Source organism: Promicromonospora alba (assembly GCF_042654905.1).
Taxonomy (GTDB): Bacteria; Actinomycetota; Actinomycetes; order Actinomycetales; family Cellulomonadaceae; genus Promicromonospora; species Promicromonospora alba.
Genome location: NZ_JBHSFI010000003.1, coordinates 1,114,975 through 1,131,585, shown reverse-complemented (window position 1 = coordinate 1,131,585; position 16,611 = coordinate 1,114,975). Strand labels below are relative to the sequence as shown.

Annotated in this window: 17 protein-coding genes; 9 read left to right on the top strand and 8 right to left on the bottom strand. The window is 71.7% G+C overall.

Annotated elements, in window-relative coordinates:
• Window positions 1-16 precede the first annotated feature (16 nt).
• The 4 genes from ACFO6V_RS10335 to ACFO6V_RS10320 form a co-directional block, all read right to left on the bottom strand.
• A complete protein-coding gene (locus ACFO6V_RS10335; protein WP_377134908.1) occupies window positions 17-235 on the bottom strand; it encodes an SCO4848 family membrane protein in 219 nt (72 codons plus the stop codon).
• A gap of 88 nt (window positions 236-323) precedes the next feature.
• Window positions 324-1,541 carry a GNAT family N-acetyltransferase gene (locus ACFO6V_RS10330; RefSeq protein ID WP_377134906.1) on the bottom strand — a complete coding sequence of 406 codons (1,218 nt, stop codon included), beginning with the start codon at window positions 1,539-1,541 and terminating at the stop codon, window positions 324-326.
• Window positions 1,542-1,617: 76 nt separating this feature from the next.
• On the bottom strand, window positions 1,618-2,253 hold the full coding sequence (locus tag ACFO6V_RS10325) for a GNAT family N-acetyltransferase (RefSeq protein ID WP_377134904.1): 636 nt from the start codon (window positions 2,251-2,253) through the stop codon (window positions 1,618-1,620).
• A gap of 76 nt (window positions 2,254-2,329) precedes the next feature.
• The gene (locus ACFO6V_RS10320; RefSeq protein ID WP_377134902.1) at window positions 2,330-2,884 is read right to left on the bottom strand and encodes a GNAT family N-acetyltransferase; all 555 of its coding nucleotides are present in this window, start codon (window positions 2,882-2,884) and stop codon (window positions 2,330-2,332) included.
• An 88-nt stretch (window positions 2,885-2,972) separates the two neighbouring features.
• Between ACFO6V_RS10320 and ACFO6V_RS10315 the strand changes: the two genes are divergently transcribed.
• The 5 genes from ACFO6V_RS10315 to ACFO6V_RS10295 all read left to right on the top strand — a co-directional run bounded on the left by ACFO6V_RS10315 (window position 2,973) and on the right by ACFO6V_RS10295 (window position 7,427).
• Window positions 2,973-4,361 carry an MFS transporter gene (locus tag ACFO6V_RS10315; protein WP_377134900.1) on the top strand — a complete coding sequence of 463 codons (1,389 nt, stop codon included), beginning with the start codon at window positions 2,973-2,975 and terminating at the stop codon, window positions 4,359-4,361.
• Window positions 4,362-4,380: 19 nt separating this feature from the next.
• Window positions 4,381-5,223: a siderophore-interacting protein gene (locus ACFO6V_RS10310; protein ID WP_377134898.1), complete on the top strand. Its 843-nt coding sequence runs from the start codon at window positions 4,381-4,383 to the stop codon at window positions 5,221-5,223.
• A 172-nt stretch (window positions 5,224-5,395) separates the two neighbouring features.
• Window positions 5,396-6,361, top strand: coding sequence for a hypothetical protein (locus ACFO6V_RS10305; protein ID WP_377134896.1), 966 nt, complete (start codon window positions 5,396-5,398; stop codon window positions 6,359-6,361).
• A gap of 110 nt (window positions 6,362-6,471) precedes the next feature.
• Window positions 6,472-6,903 carry a VOC family protein gene (locus tag ACFO6V_RS10300; RefSeq protein WP_377134894.1) on the top strand — a complete coding sequence of 144 codons (432 nt, stop codon included), beginning with the start codon at window positions 6,472-6,474 and terminating at the stop codon, window positions 6,901-6,903.
• Complete coding sequence (locus ACFO6V_RS10295) at window positions 6,900-7,427, top strand: GNAT family N-acetyltransferase (protein WP_377134892.1); 528 nt, start codon at window positions 6,900-6,902, stop codon at window positions 7,425-7,427. Before ACFO6V_RS10300 ends, ACFO6V_RS10295 begins: the two co-directional genes overlap by 4 nt.
• Window positions 7,428-7,513: 86 nt before the next feature.
• Here ACFO6V_RS10295 and ACFO6V_RS10290 read toward each other — a convergent pair whose 3' ends face one another.
• From ACFO6V_RS10290 to ACFO6V_RS10280, 3 genes are all read right to left on the bottom strand, one after another.
• The gene (locus ACFO6V_RS10290; RefSeq protein WP_377134890.1) at window positions 7,514-8,437 is read right to left on the bottom strand and encodes an NADP-dependent oxidoreductase; all 924 of its coding nucleotides are present in this window, start codon (window positions 8,435-8,437) and stop codon (window positions 7,514-7,516) included.
• 74 nt (window positions 8,438-8,511) lie between these two features.
• Entirely contained in the window at window positions 8,512-9,513 is a 1,002-nt protein-coding gene (locus ACFO6V_RS10285) for an SMP-30/gluconolactonase/LRE family protein (protein ID WP_377134888.1), read from the bottom strand.
• Window positions 9,514-9,604: 91 nt separating this feature from the next.
• On the bottom strand, window positions 9,605-12,139 hold the full coding sequence (locus tag ACFO6V_RS10280; protein ID WP_377134886.1) for an ATP-dependent DNA ligase: 2,535 nt from the start codon (window positions 12,137-12,139) through the stop codon (window positions 9,605-9,607).
• Between the two features lie 126 nt (window positions 12,140-12,265).
• Here ACFO6V_RS10280 and ACFO6V_RS10275 point away from each other — a divergent pair, with 126 nt between their 5' ends.
• Complete coding sequence (locus ACFO6V_RS10275) at window positions 12,266-12,589, top strand: glutaredoxin family protein (protein ID WP_377134884.1); 324 nt, start codon at window positions 12,266-12,268, stop codon at window positions 12,587-12,589.
• A gap of 69 nt (window positions 12,590-12,658) precedes the next feature.
• Window positions 12,659-13,534: a non-homologous end joining protein Ku gene (gene ku, locus ACFO6V_RS10270; protein ID WP_377134882.1), complete on the top strand. Its 876-nt coding sequence runs from the start codon at window positions 12,659-12,661 to the stop codon at window positions 13,532-13,534.
• Window positions 13,535-13,539: 5 nt separating this feature from the next.
• Here ku and ACFO6V_RS10265 read toward each other — a convergent pair whose 3' ends face one another.
• Complete coding sequence (locus ACFO6V_RS10265; protein ID WP_377134880.1) at window positions 13,540-14,049, bottom strand: SRPBCC family protein; 510 nt, start codon at window positions 14,047-14,049, stop codon at window positions 13,540-13,542.
• A gap of 114 nt (window positions 14,050-14,163) precedes the next feature.
• Between ACFO6V_RS10265 and ACFO6V_RS10260 the strand changes: the two genes are divergently transcribed.
• The gene (locus ACFO6V_RS10260; RefSeq protein WP_377134878.1) at window positions 14,164-15,840 is read left to right on the top strand and encodes a metallophosphoesterase family protein; all 1,677 of its coding nucleotides are present in this window, start codon (window positions 14,164-14,166) and stop codon (window positions 15,838-15,840) included.
• Between the two features lie 9 nt (window positions 15,841-15,849).
• Window positions 15,850-16,557, top strand: coding sequence for a metal-dependent transcriptional regulator (locus ACFO6V_RS10255; RefSeq protein ID WP_377134876.1), 708 nt, complete (start codon window positions 15,850-15,852; stop codon window positions 16,555-16,557).
• Window positions 16,558-16,611: the final 54 nt, after the last annotated feature.

The window sequence follows — 16,611 nt, the reverse complement described above, 5'->3', positions numbered from 1 at the left end:
GGCACCCTGCGAGGGCTCAGAACAGGCTGATGACGCCCAGCACGCCGACCGCCAGGGCGAGCGCGAGGGAGACCGCGATCAGGACGCTGTGCACGGTGAGGAACTTCGTCGCCCGCCCGTCGGCGTCGCGCGACCGGGGGTCGGCGGCGATGCGCTGCCAGAACCGCGGCCAGATGAGCAGGTTCCAGGCAGCGGTGGCAATGAGTACGACGGACCAGCCAACGGAGATCTCCACGGCTCCAGTATGGCGGCGGTTGACCATGCACCTGCTGCCAAGAATGCCCCGGTCCTGGCAGCAAGTGCATGGTCAACCGCCGTCCGGATCAGAAGTAGTCGCGGACGTGGAGCTGGCGGTGGGGGAGCAGAGCGGTCAGCGTCGTGTCGTGGTCCGGGGCGCCGGTCAGGTGGCCCGCGAGCCGCAGGTTCGCCGCGGACTGCGCGCCCGCGTACAGCAGCGCCAGCCCGTTCGGGCTGAGGACGGGCCGCTCGTGGTGCACGTCCTCGATCGCGAGGGCGTCGCGCTCGAGGTGCGTGACGCCGTCGGACACCGTGAGCGTCCACGCACCGTCGAGATCCCGCGCACCGCCGACCGCGAACGGGACACGGGCGCCCTCCAGCGGCGAGTGGAGCCCGCCCAGCGCCCCGGCCACGTCCAGGATCCGCAGCATGTATGGGTGGGCCGAGTGCACCGTGGAGGTCAGGTCGGGCAGCACCAGCCAGGCGGGATCGAGGCCCGACGTCGAGACCCGCGCCGTGCCGACCACCGTCGAGAAGCTGCCGATGGTGCGCCACAGGGCGCGGGCGGCGTCGGGCGTCAGGGCGATGAGGTCGTCGACCTCCATGAGGGCGGTGGCGGGCGTGTACCCCTCGCCGCGGATCCAGCTCGCGAAGCCGATCACCTCGCCCGCAGCGCCCTGGGTCGTGTCGATCGCGAGGGTGACGCCCGTGTAGTCGGCGAAGAACTTCTCCGGCGGGGTCCAGAACGGCTTCTCCGCCCGCGACACCGGTCCGTTCTGGGCGGCGGCCCACCGGTGGTGGACGGCGACCACCGCATCGAAGTCGGCGACAGTCGCCCGGCGCGTGACGACGCCTTCGGGCGCTGCCACGCGGTTCAGGTTCAGCAGGGGGACGTCGACGTCGTCGAACGAGCCGACCACCTCGTAGCCGAGCCTGCGGTAGATGCCCGGCGCCGTGGGGTAGAGCGTGGAGATCACCTCGCCGTGCTCCCGCGCCTGCTCCAGGGCGGCGTCGAAGAGGCGGCCGAGGTGGCCGGATCCGCGCCGTTCCGGCTCGACGGCGACCCCGGCGATGCCCGCCGTCGGCACCCGTGCGCCGTGGAACCACGACGTGAATCCGTACACGCGCAGGCGTGCGGCCAGGCCGTCGTCGTCGAACGCACCCCACTCGCGGAAGCCGGCGGCCTCCCACTCCTCGCGCGTCGGGACCGGACGGCCGTCGGCCGGCGTGCCGAACGCCTCTCCGCCGAGGCGGGTGTAGTCCGGCTGGTCGGCATACTCGACGGGTCGCACGGTGAGACTCATGGAGGCGACCTTAGGCAACGGGCGCCCGGGCATCCATCGGAATACCGGGCTGAGCTCCGGGCCTGTCTCCGGGCGGTCAGTCGCCGAAGTAGGTGACCAGCTCCTCCGCGGGGTGGGGGCGGAACAGCGGGGTGCGCGTCACCTCGAGCGGTTCCGGCGTGAGCAGCCCCGGCAGCTCCGCGTCGGCCCGGCGGTCCCCGGGGACGGAGCCGTCGTCGGGTACCAGGTCGCGCTGGAAGAGCACCGCGTCGTGCCACTGGCCGAGCTTCCAGCCGATCTTCTCGAACGAGCCCGCACGGTGGAAGCCCGCCGCCTCGTGCAGCGCGATGGCCGGGTCGTTCGGCAGCACGATGCTCGCGATGACGCGGTGGTACCCGCGGCGCGCGAGCCGCGCGAGGAGCGCGTCGTAGAGGGTGCGGCCGACGCCCTGCCGCTGATGGTCGGCGGCGACGTACACGTTGGTCTCCAGCGTCCACCGGAACGTCGGGCGGTCCGCGAACGGTCTGGCGTACGCGAAACCGGCCACGACGCCGTCCGCCTCGAGGACCAGCCAGGTCTCGCGGCCGAAGAACCGCTCGATCCGGCGCGTCATCTCGCGCGAGTCCGGCGGGCTGGTCTCGAAGGTCGCCGCCGAGTCGGCGACGAACGGGGCGTAGATGGCGGCGCAGGCTGCGGCGTCGTCTGGAGTCGCGACGCGGACGATGCTGTCCATGGACGGATCCTGCCGTGAACAGGCCGGATGCGATGATCGCAGCGTGGGCTTGACGACCGTGGGCCGAGCAGGTAGATCAGGCGGGCTCGCCCGACGGTGGAGCGCCCTCGAGGCCGGGCGCGAGGTCCTTCTGCAGGCGCATCACGTCGTGCCACCGGCCGTGCTTCCAGCCGATCTCGCGGAGCGTGCCCACCACCTCGAAGCCCAGCGCGACGTGCAGGCCGAGGCTGGCGTCGTTCGGGAGGGCCAGGCCGGCGACCAGGCGGCGGTACCCGCGTTCGGCGAGCCGCTCGAAGAGGGCCTCGTAGAGCGCCCGGCCAGCGCCCGTCCGACGGCGGCCGACCTCCAGGTAGACGCTGGTCTCGACCGACCAGCGGTAGGCCTCGCGCGGCGAGTACGGCGCGCCGTAGGCGAAGCCGACGACGTCGTGCCCTCCCGGTGTTGTCGCGTCCGGGACCTGCGCGACGAGCCACGCGTGGCGAGCCGCGTAGCCGGTGATGCGCCGTGCCATCTCCTCGGTGCTCGGCGGCTCGGACTCGAAGCTGACGTGGGTGTTGCGCACGTAGTGGCCGTAGATGTCCGCGCATGCCGCCGCGTCGTCGGGTGTCGCGGGTCGGATCGTCAGGTCCATGTCCCGATGGTGCCCGACGTCCGGCCGCATGCGAAGCCGTGTCCGGACGGCGGGGTGGATGTGGGTGGCTGGGCATAGCGTGTGGCACGTGACCACGCTGCAGAGACGGGTGCTCCTCGTCGCGATCCTCGGTTCGTTCGTGTCGTTCCTCGACGGCACGGTCGTGAGCGTCGCGCTGCCCGCCATCGCGGAGGAGCTCAGCGGCGAGGGTATGGAGGCCCTGGCCCTGCAGCAGTGGGTGGTCGACGCGTACCTGGTGACCCTCGGCGCGCTGATGCTCGTCGCCGGTTCGGTGTCCGACGTCTACGGACGACGCCGGGTGCTGGCGGCCGGGCTCGTGGGGTTCGGGATCGCCTCGGTGCTGTGCGCGATCTCCCCGACCGGTCTCGTCCTCGTCATCGCCCGCGCCCTGCAGGGGGTGGCGGGCGCTCTGCTGGTCCCGAGCTCGCTGGCCCTGATCGTCGTGACGTTCGGTGGCGAGGCGCAGGCCCGTGCGATCGGCCGGTGGACGTCGTGGACGACCGCCGCGATGATCGTCGGCCCGTTCGTCGGTGGCATGCTCGTCGACTTCGCGTCCTGGCGCTGGGTGTTCTGGATCAACGTGCCGGTCATCGCCGTGACGCTCTGGCTGCTGCGCGGGGTGCCCGCGGCGGAGGGCGAGCCCGGCCGGCGCGTGGACGTTCCGGGGGCCGCGCTGGCCGCGTTCGGTCTCGCGGGCGTGGTGTTCGGGCTCATCGAGGGGGAGCGGCTCGGGTGGACCTCGCCGGTGATCCTGGTGTCCGTCCTCGCGGGTGCGGTGATGCTGGTGTCGTTCGTGCTCTACCAGCGGCGGGCCGCCGACCCGATGCTGCCGCTGCGCCTGTTCGAGGCGCGCAACTTCGCGTGGGGCAACCTCGCGACCTTCGCGATCTACGGTGCGCTCTCGCTGGGCGGCTTCGTGCTCACGCTGTTCCTCCAGCAGGTCGCCGGGTACTCCGCGACGTGGTCCGGCGTGGCTCAGCTGCCGACCACGCTCGCGATGATCCTGCTGTCCGCCTGGTTCGGCACGCTCGCCGGCCGGTACGGGCCGCGGCTGTTCATGACGCTGGGCCCGATCGTCGCGGCGGCCGGGTTCCTCCTGATGCTCACTATGGACGAGACGGCGTTCTACCCGACCCAGGTGCTGCCCGGCCAGCTCGTGTTCGGCCTCGGCCTCTCGATCACGGTGGCGCCCCTGACCGCGGCCATCCTCGGCGCCGTCCCGGCCCACGACGCCGGCATCGGCTCCGCGGTGAACAACGCGGTCTCGCGGGTCGCCGGGCTGCTCACCGTGGCGTTCGCGGGCATCATCACCGGCGGCGTGCTCGACGTCGCCTCGTTCCACCGCGCGCTCCTGGTGACAGCGGCCCTGCTCGTGGTCGGCGGGCTGCTGTCCCTGGCGGGGATCCGGAACGCACGTGGGGTAGATCCGAACCAGACACTGGTCAAACCGACTTAGGTGTGCCTAACCTCAGCGCATGGCATTCAAGGGGCGCAAAGCGGTCGATCCGCACGTCGTGATGGCTGAGGTCGTCAACACCAAGCGGGTCACGCCGAACATGATGCGCGTGACCCTGGGCGGTGACGACCTCGCCCACTTCACGCCGGTGGGCTACGACCAGTGGTTCCGCCTCTTCCTGCCCCGCGCGGGACAGGACATGCTGCGCCTCCCCAAGCGCACCTCGGGGCTCTGGTACGCGGAGTACCTCACCACGCCGAAGGCCCAGCGCCCCTGGGTGCGCAACTACACCGTCCGCGCCGCACGGCCCGACCTGAACGAGATAGACGTCGACTTCGTGCTGCACGCCGCAGAGGACGAGACGCCGGGGGACCCCGAGCACGCCTCGGGCCCAGGCGCCGGGTTCGCCCAGGCCGCCGACCTGGGGATGCGGGTCGGCATCCTCGATCAGGGCATCACCTTCGACGCGAGCCACCCGCACGGCTGGACGCTCCTGGTGGCCGACGAGTCCGGGCTGCCCGCCGTCGCGGGCATCTGCGAGTCGCTTCCCGACGACACCCGCGGCACCGCCGTCATCGAGGTGCCGACAGCCGGGGACAAGCAGGAGTTCCGGGCGCCGTCCGGCATCGAGGTCCGGTGGGTGGTGCGGTCCGACGCGCACGCCGTCCCGGGCCAGGCCGCGCTCGCGGAGCTGCACGAGCTCGAGCCGGCCGGGCCGGCCACCGACGTGTACGCGTTCACCGTCGGCGAGTCGTCGCTGGCGACCGGCGCGCGGCGGCACCTGGTCAACGAGCGCGGCGTACCGAAGGCGCAGGTGGACTTCGTGGGCTACTGGCGGCACGGCCGCTCGTCGCCGGGCTGAGCACGTGGTCGGCAGAACGTCAGGTAATCGGCATTCCGAGGTACCGACCACCTGACGTTCTGCCGACCATCTCCATCTCTGGCTCAGTGCGCGAGGGTGACCACAGGTCGGGGTGATGGGGAGTTGTGCACAGGCGGTTTTTGCAGGGCCGGGGCTGGGCGACAGTCGGTGCGTGAACGAGACAGAGATACTCCTCGCGCGGGAGCACGACCGCGAGTCGCTGCGCCGAGCACTCCGGGACAAGAAGATCGAGAAGATACGCCGAGGCGCCTATCGCGACAGGCGGACCTCGACGGGCGACCGGTACCGGGATGCGACCGAGCGTGCGGTCGCCCGAATCGTCGCCGTCGGCACCCAGCTTCGTCACGTCTGCGTGAGCCACGAGTCGGCCGCCTTGCTGCACGGGCTTCGCCTGTGGCAGCTGCCGCAACGCGTACACGTCATACAGGACTATCGAGCGTCCTCGGCGTCCGCCCGCGACATCGCGCGACATCGCCTGACCCTCGGTGCGCACGAGCGGACCGAGGTCGGTGGCCTTGCGGTGACGAGTCTGGAACGTACCGTTGCGGACTGCTGTGTCTCGCTGCACCCGTTGCTCGCGCTCGTCATCGTGGACCATGCGCTCACGCTGGGGCTGGACCTCGGAGTTGTCCGCGAGCTGGTCGGAGGTATGCGTGACGTGCGTGGGCGCCGTCGTGCACTCCTGGTGCTCGAACTGGCGGACAGAGGCGCCGAGTCGGCATGGGAGACCTGGCTGCGATATCTGGTGCTGCGAGCGGGCCTTCCCCGCCCGGTCACCCAGCTTCGGGTGAGTACGCCTCACGGTGAGTTTCGCGCTGACCTGGGTTGGACGCCATTTCGGCTGCTGGCCGAGTTCGACGGCCGAGTGAAGTACGTCGCGGGGGCGCTCGGCCCCGGGCACGACGCCGACCGCGCGCTCTTCGACGAGAAGCGTCGCGAGGACTACCTCCGGGAGGAACGCTGGGGGGTGGTGCGCGTGACGTCCTCGGACGGCGCCGGTCCTGCCCTTGCCCGGGTGCTCCGCCACGTCCCGGACGAGGTACGCGCGTCGTTGCGCCCGATCCGCCTGCTCCCGCCGCCGCCGAGCCCTTCGAGCAGTCGGCAGAACGTCAGGTAGTCGGCATTCCGAGGTACCGACCACCTGACGTTCTGCCGACCACACTTAGCCGTGAGGGGCGGGGGCGGAAAAGGGTTGGTGGGGCGGGGCGGGTGTGTCACGGTCGCCGCGTGACTTCCTTTATCTCGCATCTGACCGTGGACTGCTCCGACGCCTACTCGCTGTCCCAGTGGTGGAAACCGGTGCTCGGGTACGAGGACGTACCCGGCGACCCGAACCTACCGGGCCACGAGGAGTGCATGATCGTGGATCCGGCCGGCAAGGGTGTGTCGGTCCTGTTCGTCGAGGTGCCGGAGGGCAAGTCGGTCAAGAACCGGCTCCACCTCGACCTGCGTCCCCGGACGGACCTGCGGGACACCGAGGTCGAGCGGGTCATCGCGCACGGCGCGACGGTGCAGGGCGACCACCGGGGGAAGTACGGCCCCGGCACCGGCTGGGTGACGTTCGCCGACCCGGAGGGCAACGAGTTCTGCGTCCTCCGCTCGGAGGCCGAGGCCGAGGTCGCGGCCCAGTCGGCGCCGACCGAGGCAGCCGACGCGTGAGCGCCTGGGAGATCCGGCCCGAGCGGCCCGAGGATTTTTCGGCGATCCGGAAGGTGCTGGTCGCGGCATTCGGCGAGGACCGGGTCGCCGACGGCGTGGACCGGGTCCGCGAGTCCTGGATCTACCGGCCGGCGCTCGCGCTCGTCGCGGTGTCCGACGGCGAGGTCGTCGGCCACGTCATGATCGACGGCTGCACGGTCACCAACAGCGCCGGCGAGCGCACGGTAGCGATGCTCACGCCCCTCGCCGTCAGCCCCGAGCACCAGCGCCGTGGCATCGGTGCCGCACTGGTGCGGGCCGCCCTCGCCGGCGCGGAGGCCGCGGGGGAACCGTACGTCGTCCTCGAGGGCAGCCCGAAGTACTACGGCGCGCTCGGCTTCCTTCCGGCCCGCGACCACGGGATCACCATGCACCTGCCGGACTGGGCCCCGCCCGAGGCGGCCCAGGTCTACCTGCTGCCTGGCTACGACGGGAAGGACCCCGGGCTGAGGGGCGTCATCGGCTATCCGCCGGTGTTCGACTGATCTCCCACCGCCCCTGATCTCCCACCGCCCCTGATCTCCCACAGCCCCGCGGGCCGGCGGATCCTCCCGCCGGCCCGCGCCTGGCGTCAGACCCGGACGACCACCTTGCCGCGGGTGTGGCCCGTCTCGCTGGCCCGGTGCGCGTCCGCGGCGTCGGCCAGGTCGAAGACCTGCGCGATCTCCACGGTCAGCTTGCCGGCGTCGAAGAGCGCGGTGAGCGCGTCGAGGTCCGCCGCCGACGGCCGGACCCAGACGTAGTGTCCGCCGTGCTCGGTGCGCGCGGTGGGGTCGGCGATCGACGCGATCGTGCCGCCGTCGGCCAGGAGCTCGGCGCTCGCGGCCACTGCCCCACCGCCGACGAAGTCGAGGACGACGTCGACGCCGTCGGGCGCGACGGCGCGGACCCGGTCGGCGAGGCCGTCGCCGTAGGTGACGGGCTCGGCGCCGAGCTTGCGCAGGAACTCGTGGTTCGCCTCGCTCGCGGTACCGATGACGTGCGCGCCCAGCGCCTTGAGGATCTGCACGGCGAACGTGCCGACTCCGCCGGCCGCGGCGTGCACCAGCACCGTCTGCCCCTCGACGACCCCCGCACGCTTGATCGCCTCGTAGGCCGTGAGGCCCGCGAGCGGCACCGCTGCCGCTTCCTCGAAGCTCAGTGACGCCGGCTTGCGGGCCAGCGTGCGCACGGGCGCCGCGACGAGCTCGGCGAACGTGCCACCCTGCACGGTGTCCTTGCGGACGTAGCCGTACACCTCGTCGCCCACCTGGAACTCGGGGGTGTCCAGGCCCACCTGCTCGACGACGCCCGCGACGTCCCAGCCAGGGACCGCCGGGAACACCGTGTCGATCAGGCCCTCCAGGTAGCCCTGGCGGATCTTCCAGTCGACCGGGTTCACCGACGCGGCCTTCACCCGGACGAGCAGGGTGTCGGGACCGATGTGCGGGTCGGGCTGGTCGGTGAGCTCGAGGACGTCGGCACTGCCGAACTTCGAATACGTGATGGCTCGCATGCCAGCGACAACCCGCCCGGCGGACGCGGCTATTCCGCGACCGCCGGGTGGGCCGGGGCGCAGGGGCCCGTCGCTCAGTGCAGCGGCAGGCGCGTCACCCAGTACTCGGTGTCGTCCTCGGGTGTCGTGGTGAACCGGGCGTTCGGCAGGTACAGGGCACCCGCGAAGCGGGCGATGGTGGTGGGCGTGTCGAAGTCGTCGCTGGTGCGGGTCTGCACTACCCGGCCCTCCGACGCCGTCCGGCCGAGCCGCAGCGTCGCCACCTGGTTGCTCGTGTTCTGCGCGACGTAGAGCGTGCGACCGGTCCGGAGCATCCCGTCGCCGTTGGTGAGCCTCGCGTCGCCGAGGTCCACCCGGTCCGCATGCCCGTTGTCCCGGTCGACGCGGAAGAGGTCGCCGGTCGTCGAGTTCACGACGAGCAGGTTCTTGCCGTCGGGCGCGGTGGTGATGCCGTTGGCGTTGAACCCGTCGACCTGCTCCCAGTCGCCGTGCAGGGCCAGCTCGTCGTGCGTGTCCGTGAGCTTGCCGCGCGGCCCGAGGTGCAGCCGGTGGACGACGGCACGCTGCGAGTCGGTGAAGTACGCGTAGTCGCGGGTCACGACCACGTCGTTCACGAAGCCGCCGCCGAGGTCGTACGTCGCGAGGACCTCGCCCGAGCGCCCGTCGACGACGCGCGCGCCGCCACCCGGGCCGCCGGCGACGAACAGGCGCCCGCGGGCATCCACGGTGAGCCCCACCGACGGCGTGCCGGGTCCCTGGCTGATCACCTCGCCCTCACCGGTCAGGAGATCGGCGCGGTAGATGTCGCCGTCGGCGAGCGAGCCGAACCAGGCGACCGGGCCGGCCGTCGTGATCCCCTCGGGCTGGAAGCCGTCGGGCAGCTCTATGCGGTCCGGGAGTTCGATCTGGGGGAAGGGGTCGCGCAGGCCGTGGGCGAGCTGCGGCGCGAGCTGTTGTGCGGTGGAGCCGCTGGGGGCGGCGCCGGGTGCGGCGACTGCTGTCGCCGGGACGGCCGCGAGCGTGATCGCGGCAAGGATGGCCGTAGGGGCGGCCAGACGCTTGGGGTAGCTGAACATCCATGTCCTCCGTCCGTCGCGCAACACGGTACGTCGGTGGCCCACAGAAGAATAGGAATGTTCAGTAAAAGTGTGCCAAGCGGGCGCCGCCTCACGCCGGCCCGGGCAGCTCCGCCACCACCTCGTCCGGCGACTTGTCCGGCCGCCAGCCGCGCCACACGGAGTGCCGCATCCGCCGCTCACCCGATGCGCCGTCGCTGCCCTCCACCCAGTCGGCGTACGTCACCTCGCCCACCAGCCGGGGCGTCACCCAGCGCGCGTCCGACGCGTCCTCCTTCGGCACACCGGACGCGCCGGGTGTCTTGCGCTCCATCGCCCGCAGCTGGGCGGTGATCTCCCGGCGCTCGCGCTCGGTGAAGCCCGTCCCGACGCGGCCGACGTAGCGCAGGCCGTCGCCGTCCGCACTCTGCTCGGGCACCGCCATGAGCAGCGAGCCCATCACGGAGGCGTTGGCCCGGCCCGGGCGCCAGCCCACGATGACCACCTCCTGCATGGCGCTGTGCTTGAGCTTGAGCCATTCGCGTGAGCGCCGTTCCGCGTAGGTGGAGGTGCGGCGCTTGGCGACCACGCCTTCCAGCCGCAGGGTGCGGGAGGTGCGCATGGCGGCGTCGAGGTCGCCCTCGAACACGGGTGGGAGGTGGATGGGGGCGCGGGGCGTGACGAGGGACTCGAGCAGCTCGCGCCGTTCGGTCCAGGGCTCGTGGGTGACGTCGTCGCCGTCGGCCTCGAGGACGTCGAAGAGCATGAGGTCGACCTGGACGCGGGCCCGGGCGCGTGCGACGTCGCCCTCCTTGCGGAGGTTGGCGCGCTGCTGGAGGCGGCGGAAGTCGGGGCGGCCGTCCCGGTCGAGGGCGACGATCTCGCCGTCGAGCACGACGGGGAGCCTGGACGGGTCGACCTGGCCCGCGAGCGCCACGAGCTCGGGGAAGGTGACGGTGAGGTCCTGGCCGGAGCGGCTGATGAGCCGCACCGTCTCGGGGTCCTGGACGTGGGCGAGGGTGCGGAACCCGTCCCACTTCATCTCGAACATCCAGTCGTCGGGTTCGGTGAGCTCGCCGGGTGCGGCGTTGGTGGCGAGCATGGGCCGCCGCACCCGCTCGCGCTTGCTCGGTTGAGTGCTGGGTTTTTGCCCCTTTCGGCCCCGTGCGGAGGGCGAAGACCCAGCACTCAACGGTTCGGGGGAGCCTGGCTGGGACTTGGTCAGGTGGATGAGCCAGTTGTTCTCGGCGTCGCCGTCGCGGCCGCCGGTGCGGATCAGGGCCAGACGCCGGGCGCCGCGCTCGGCGGAGCGGAGGGTGACGATCACCTCGTCGTCGCGCCACTTCTCGAGCTCGTAGGTGCCCGAGTCCCAGATGGTGACCTCCCCGGCGCCGTACTCGCCGCTCGGGATGGTGCCCTCGAAGGAGCCGTACTCCAGGGGGTGGTCCTCGGTCTGCACGGCGAGGTGGTTCTTGGCGGGGTCGGTGGGTTCGCCGCGGGGGAGCGCCCAGCTGACGAGCACGCCGTCGTGCTCGAGGCGGAAGTCCCAGTGCAGACGGCGGGCGTGGTGCTCCTGGATGACGAAGGTGGGCGCGTCCGGCCCGCCGGTGGTCGAGCCTGCGCCTCCGGTGGTCGAGCCTGTCGAGGCCTCCTCCGGCCCGAACGGCTCCGGCGTCTTCGCCGGGTCCCGCTTGGCCCGGTAGGTCCCCAGCTTCTCGAAGGTGGCCAGCCGCTCCGTCGTCGGCTCCAGTGCTGACAGGTGACCTTCGAGCAGAGGCGCGAGGAGGTCGCCGTCGGCCTCGATGCGCGCCACGACCTCCTCGGGCGTGAGCTGCGCCAGGCCGGGGTCCTCGAGCTCGTCCCAGGTGCGGGGAGCGGCCACCCACGGCCGCTCGCGTCCGCGCAGGGAGTAGGGCGCGATGGTGGTCTTGCTGCCGTTGTTCTGCGACCAGTCGACCAGCACCTTGCCCGACCGCAGCTTCTTGCTCATGTCGCTGACGACGAGGTCCGGGTGCTCTGCCTCGAGGTAGCGCGCGAGCTCGTGCGCGACGGCGGAGACGGCGTCGGAGTCGAGGCGGGTGTCCTGCGCCTTGCCGAGCGCCGCGTACAGGTGGATCCCCTTGGACCCGGACGTCACGGGGTAGGGCTCAAGGCCCATGCCCTGCAGGATCTCGCGGGCCCAGCGGGCCACCTCCGCGCACTCGGTGAGGCCCGCTCCGGGGCCGGGGTCGAGGTCGAGCACGAGGCGGTCGGGGTCCAGGCGCGCGCCCGTGCGGCCGAACTGCCACTGCGGGGTGTGCAGCTCGAGGGTCGCGGTCTGGCCCAGCCATGTGAGGGTCGCGAGGTCGTTGACCAGCACGTAGTCGTTGGACGAGGTCTTGTGCTGGATGGAGCGGCGCTTGACCCAGTCGGGGGTCGAGGCGTCGAGGTTCTTCTGGAAGAACATCTGCCCGCCGGTGCCGTCGGGCCACCGCTTGCGCGTCGCGGGCCGGTTGGCGGCGTGCGGCAGCAGCACCGGCGCGACCTGCGTCAGGTAGTGCAGCACCTCGCCCTTGGTGGTGCCCGACGCCGGGTACATCACCTTGTCGAGGTTGCTCAGGCGCAGGCGGTGCCCCTCGACCATGACCGTCTGCTGTGTGGACGCCATCACACCATCGTGCAGCGTGTCGCGTTCCCTTGCCCAGGAGTCGCGGAGGTGACGAGGAGATGACGTCGCCGAGATCACGTCGCGGAGGGTCGTGACGGCGGCGCGGACTCCGTTAGGCTCCGGCGAGTGATTTCGGACAGCCTTGCGATCGACGTGCTGGCAGCGCCCCGGGCGGCTGCGGTCGACACCCCTTCGATCGCCCGACCTCAGCAGCTCACCGTCTACGGCGCCGAATGGTGCCGCGACTGCCGCCGCAGCAAGGCGGTGCTCGACATCCGCCGCGTGAAGTACGTCTACGTGGACCTCGCTGCCGACCCCACCCGCGCGGACGAGGCCGAGGCCCTGACCGGGCGAAAGACCATCCCGGTCCTGGTGTTCCCCGACGGTTCGCAGCTCGTGGAGCCCACCAACGCGGAGCTGTGCGCGAAGCTGGACCGCGCGGGTCTTTGACCTAGGCCCAGACCGTCGGCCCAGACCGAAACCTGGGCATGTGGTGCGCTTGGGGCGCACTATAGAAGGATGAGGGCGATCTGGAAGGGTGCCGTGACCTTCGGCCTCGTCAACGTTCCGGTCAAGCTGTACAGCGCGACCGAGGACCACGACGTCCCGCTGCATCAGGTACACGACGCCGACGGTGGACGTATCCGGTACAAGCGTGTGTGCGAGATCGACGGTGAGGTGGTGCCGTACGAGCACATCGACCGCGCTTACGACGACGGTGAGCGCACGGTGGTGCTCACCAAGAAGGATCTCGCCGATCTCCCGGCCGAACGGGACCGCGAGATCTCGGTGGTGGAGTTCGTGCCCAGCGAGCAGATCGATCCGATCATGCTCGACAGGACGTACTACCTCGAGCCCGACTCCAAGTCCACGAAGGCGTACGTGCTGCTGCGCCGCACGCTGGAGGAGACCGACCGCACCGCCGTCGTGAAGTTCGCGCTGCGCCAGCGCACCAGGCTGGCCGCGCTGCGCGTGCGCGACGAGGTGCTCGTGCTGCAGACCCTCCTGTGGGCCGACGAGATCCGCGAGGCCGCGTTCCCGTCGCTCGACGAGCCGGCGAAGGTCTCCGAGAAGGAGCTCACGATGTCGGCGCAGCTCGTCAGCAGCTTCGAGGCGGACTTCACGCCCGAGGACTACGAGGACGAGTACCAGGTGCAGCTGCGCAAGCTCGTCGAGGCCAAGCTCGAGTCGGGCGAGTCCGTCGACACGGCGGCGACGTTCGGCGAGGCCGCCGAGGGCGACGGCGAGGGCGCCGAGGTGGTCGACCTCATGGAGGCGCTCAAGCGCAGCGTCGCGGAGTCGAAGTCCAAGTCGAAGTCCGGTTCGCGATCTACCTCGACCTCGAAGACGACCTCGAAGCCGAAGTCCAGGTCGAAGTCGCAGAAGGCCGGCTGATCGGGTCAGCCACGCAGCCGTTCCGCCAGCCCGCGCTCGCCGGCCCGCATCACGTGGGCATGGGCCCAGCCGAGCGGTGCGGGGCCGATCCGCGCGGCAATCCGGAACCATGCGGGGACCGGGGACACCAGCCACAGAAGCTGGACCTCGGTGGACTCTCCGTCGGGCGAGCCTGTCGAGCCCGTCGGGACCCCCACCCCGCGCACCGCCACCTCAGCGGTCCCCGCCAGATCACCGGACACGTCGAGCAGTGCGCGACCCGGCTCGCCGTCCGACGGCGCCGTCGTCTGCCGCAGATCGAGCCGGAACCGTAGCGAATACCCCAGCGGGCTCCGGACCCGCAGGTCGGCCCAGGTCCCGGCCCCGGCAAGCCCATCGGGCCCGACGACGGGCCGGGTCGCCGCGGCGGTGAGCCCTGGCCACCAGTCGGGCCAGGTGAACCGCGGGTCGGCCAGCACCGACCAGACGCGTGCCACGGGTGCGGCCGGCCGCCAGACGGATCGAAGCGTGAACACCGCGCCATCGTGCCGTCCGCCCCCGGCAGACCGGTCACCGACCCGCCGGACGCACTGGGCAGCGGTTCGCCAGGCAAGCCGCGGGTGGGCGCACCCCATGACAAGGTAGAGCCGATGAGTCGTACCAAACCGCCCCTCTGGCTGCGCTGGACCCTGACCGGCGTAGCCGCAGCCCTGGTGGCCCTCACGTTCGGGATCGCTACCGCGCAGGCAGACCTGAGCCTCGGCCCGCACGAGGCCACGTACTCGGTCACCGCGGACGACAGCCTGGTCGCGGACCTCGGCCCGCTCGGCACCGTCGTCACCGACTCCCCGCTGCCGCTCACGCTCGGGGTGCGGATCACCGTGCACGAGATCCCCGCTGACCTCTCGGCGGTGGACACCGCCAGCTTCGACGCGCTCGTGGGCGACCTCGACGGGTACCTCCAGTTCTTCGACAGCCCGCAGCAGACGGTGCGGACCGTCGCCTGGGCGCTGATCTGGGACGCGGTCCGTGGCGCGGGCGCGGCGGCGGTCGTGCTGGTCGCTGCCGGGTTCGGCGTGCGGGCCCTGCTCGGGCCCGCCCGACGCCGGGAGCTCGGCCGGACGCTCACCCCGCGCACCGGGAAGATCACCGGCGGGGTGCTCGTCGCCGCGCTCGTGGCCGCGACCGTCACGGCGAGCGCCGGGCCGGAGGACAGGGCCACGCTGCCCGCCTCGCCGGTGTTCGAGGGGACGGCGCTGGAGGGCGCGCGCATCACGGGCCGCCTGGCGAGCGTCATCGACACGTACAGCGGCCAGCTGGTCGAGACGTATCAGGCGAACGAGGTGTTCTACGCGGGGGCGCGCGAGCGGCTGAACGAGGCGTGGGACGAGCGGGTCGCGCACGAAGAGGCGGCGGAGGCGGGTCCGCAGCCGTCGGGCTCGGCGTCGGGCACCCCGGAGGGAACCGACTACGTGACGTTCCTGCTGGTCTCGGACCTGCACTGCAATACGGGGATGACGCCGTTGATCCGTGATCTGGCCGACCGGCTGAGGCCGGACGTCATGCTGAATGCCGGGGACACGACGATCAACGGTACGAGCGTGGAGTCGGTGTGCGTGGACTCGTTCGCGTCCGCCGTACCCGACGGCGTCCCGTTCGTGGTCTCGGACGGCAACCACGACTCGCGCCTGACGACCGCGACGGAGCTCGCGAACCGGCAGATCGTGCTGGACGGCGACGTCGTCGAGGTGGAGGGTGTGCGCATCCTCGGCGACCGGGACCCGCTGGAGACGCGGATCGGTGGCGGGACGGTGATGGCTCGTGAGGAGACGCCGGAGGAGGCCGGCGACCGGCTGCGGGACGTGGCGTGCGACGCGGCGGGGGAGCCGGGGCTCGGCGGGTTCACCGGGGAGGAGCGGGTCGACCTGCTGCTGGTCCACCAGCCGGCCGTGGGCGACGCGGCGCTGGAGTCGGGCTGCGTGCCGTTCCAGATCTCCGGGCACATGCACAAGCGGATCGGGCCGGACGTCGTGGGGTACGGCGTTCGGTACGTGAACGCCAGCACCGGCGGGGCGACGAAGGGCAACGCGTCGGTGGGGCCGTTGCGGGACTCGTCGGAGATGACGGTGCTGCGGTTCGACCCCGAGCGCCGTCAGTTCGTGGACTGGCAGCTGGTCGAGGTCACCACGGAGGGGGAGGCGGTCGTGGGCGAGCGACAGCCGATCCCGCCCACGGTCCCGCTGCCCGACGAGGTTCCCGGCGACGACGCCGGCAGTGTGCTGTCCGGCATCGGGTCGTCCCCGTCGCCGTCTGCCCAGGACAACTAGGCTTGGCGCGTGGAGATCACAACCGACCCGGCCGAGCTGACGCCCGTCGCCCAGGACTACCTGAAGGCGGTGTGGTCTGCCCAGGAGTGGTCGGACGAGAAGGTGACCACCAAGCATCTCGCCGACCGGCTGGGTGTGGGCGCCTCCACGGTCTCGGAGACGGTGCGCCGCCTGTCCGGGCAGGGCCTGCTGGAGCACGAGCGGTACGGGGCGATCCGCCTGACCGACGACGGGCGCCGTCTCGCGCTGGTGATGGTGCGCAGGCACCGGCTCCTGGAGACGTTCCTCGTGGACCAGCTCGGTTACGGCTGGGACGAGGTGCACGACGAGGCGGAGGTGCTGGAGCACGCGGTCTCGGACGTCTTCGTCGAACGCATGGCCGCACGGCTGGGCAACCCGTCGCGCGATCCGCACGGTGACCCGATCCCGGCGGCGGACGGCACAGTGGTGCGGCCCGACGCGGTGCCCCTGTCGTCGATGCACGCCGGGGACGTCGGCACGGTGGCCCGCATCTCCGACGCAGACCCCGAGGCATTGCGTTACCTCGCCGAGCTCGGCCTGGACCTGGACATGCGGGTGGAGGTCACGACGCGGCGCGAGTTCGCCGGCACGGTAGCGGTGTCCTGGCAGCCGACCGACGGGTCGGCCGACTCTTCCGAGCGGGTGGCCGATCTCGGCCTGCTGGCGGCTTCCCGCGTGTGGGTCACTCAGGAGTAGTCTCCTCTCCGTTCCCCTCTTGCTCGTCGCCGGTGTCGCCGACGGTCCCCCGAA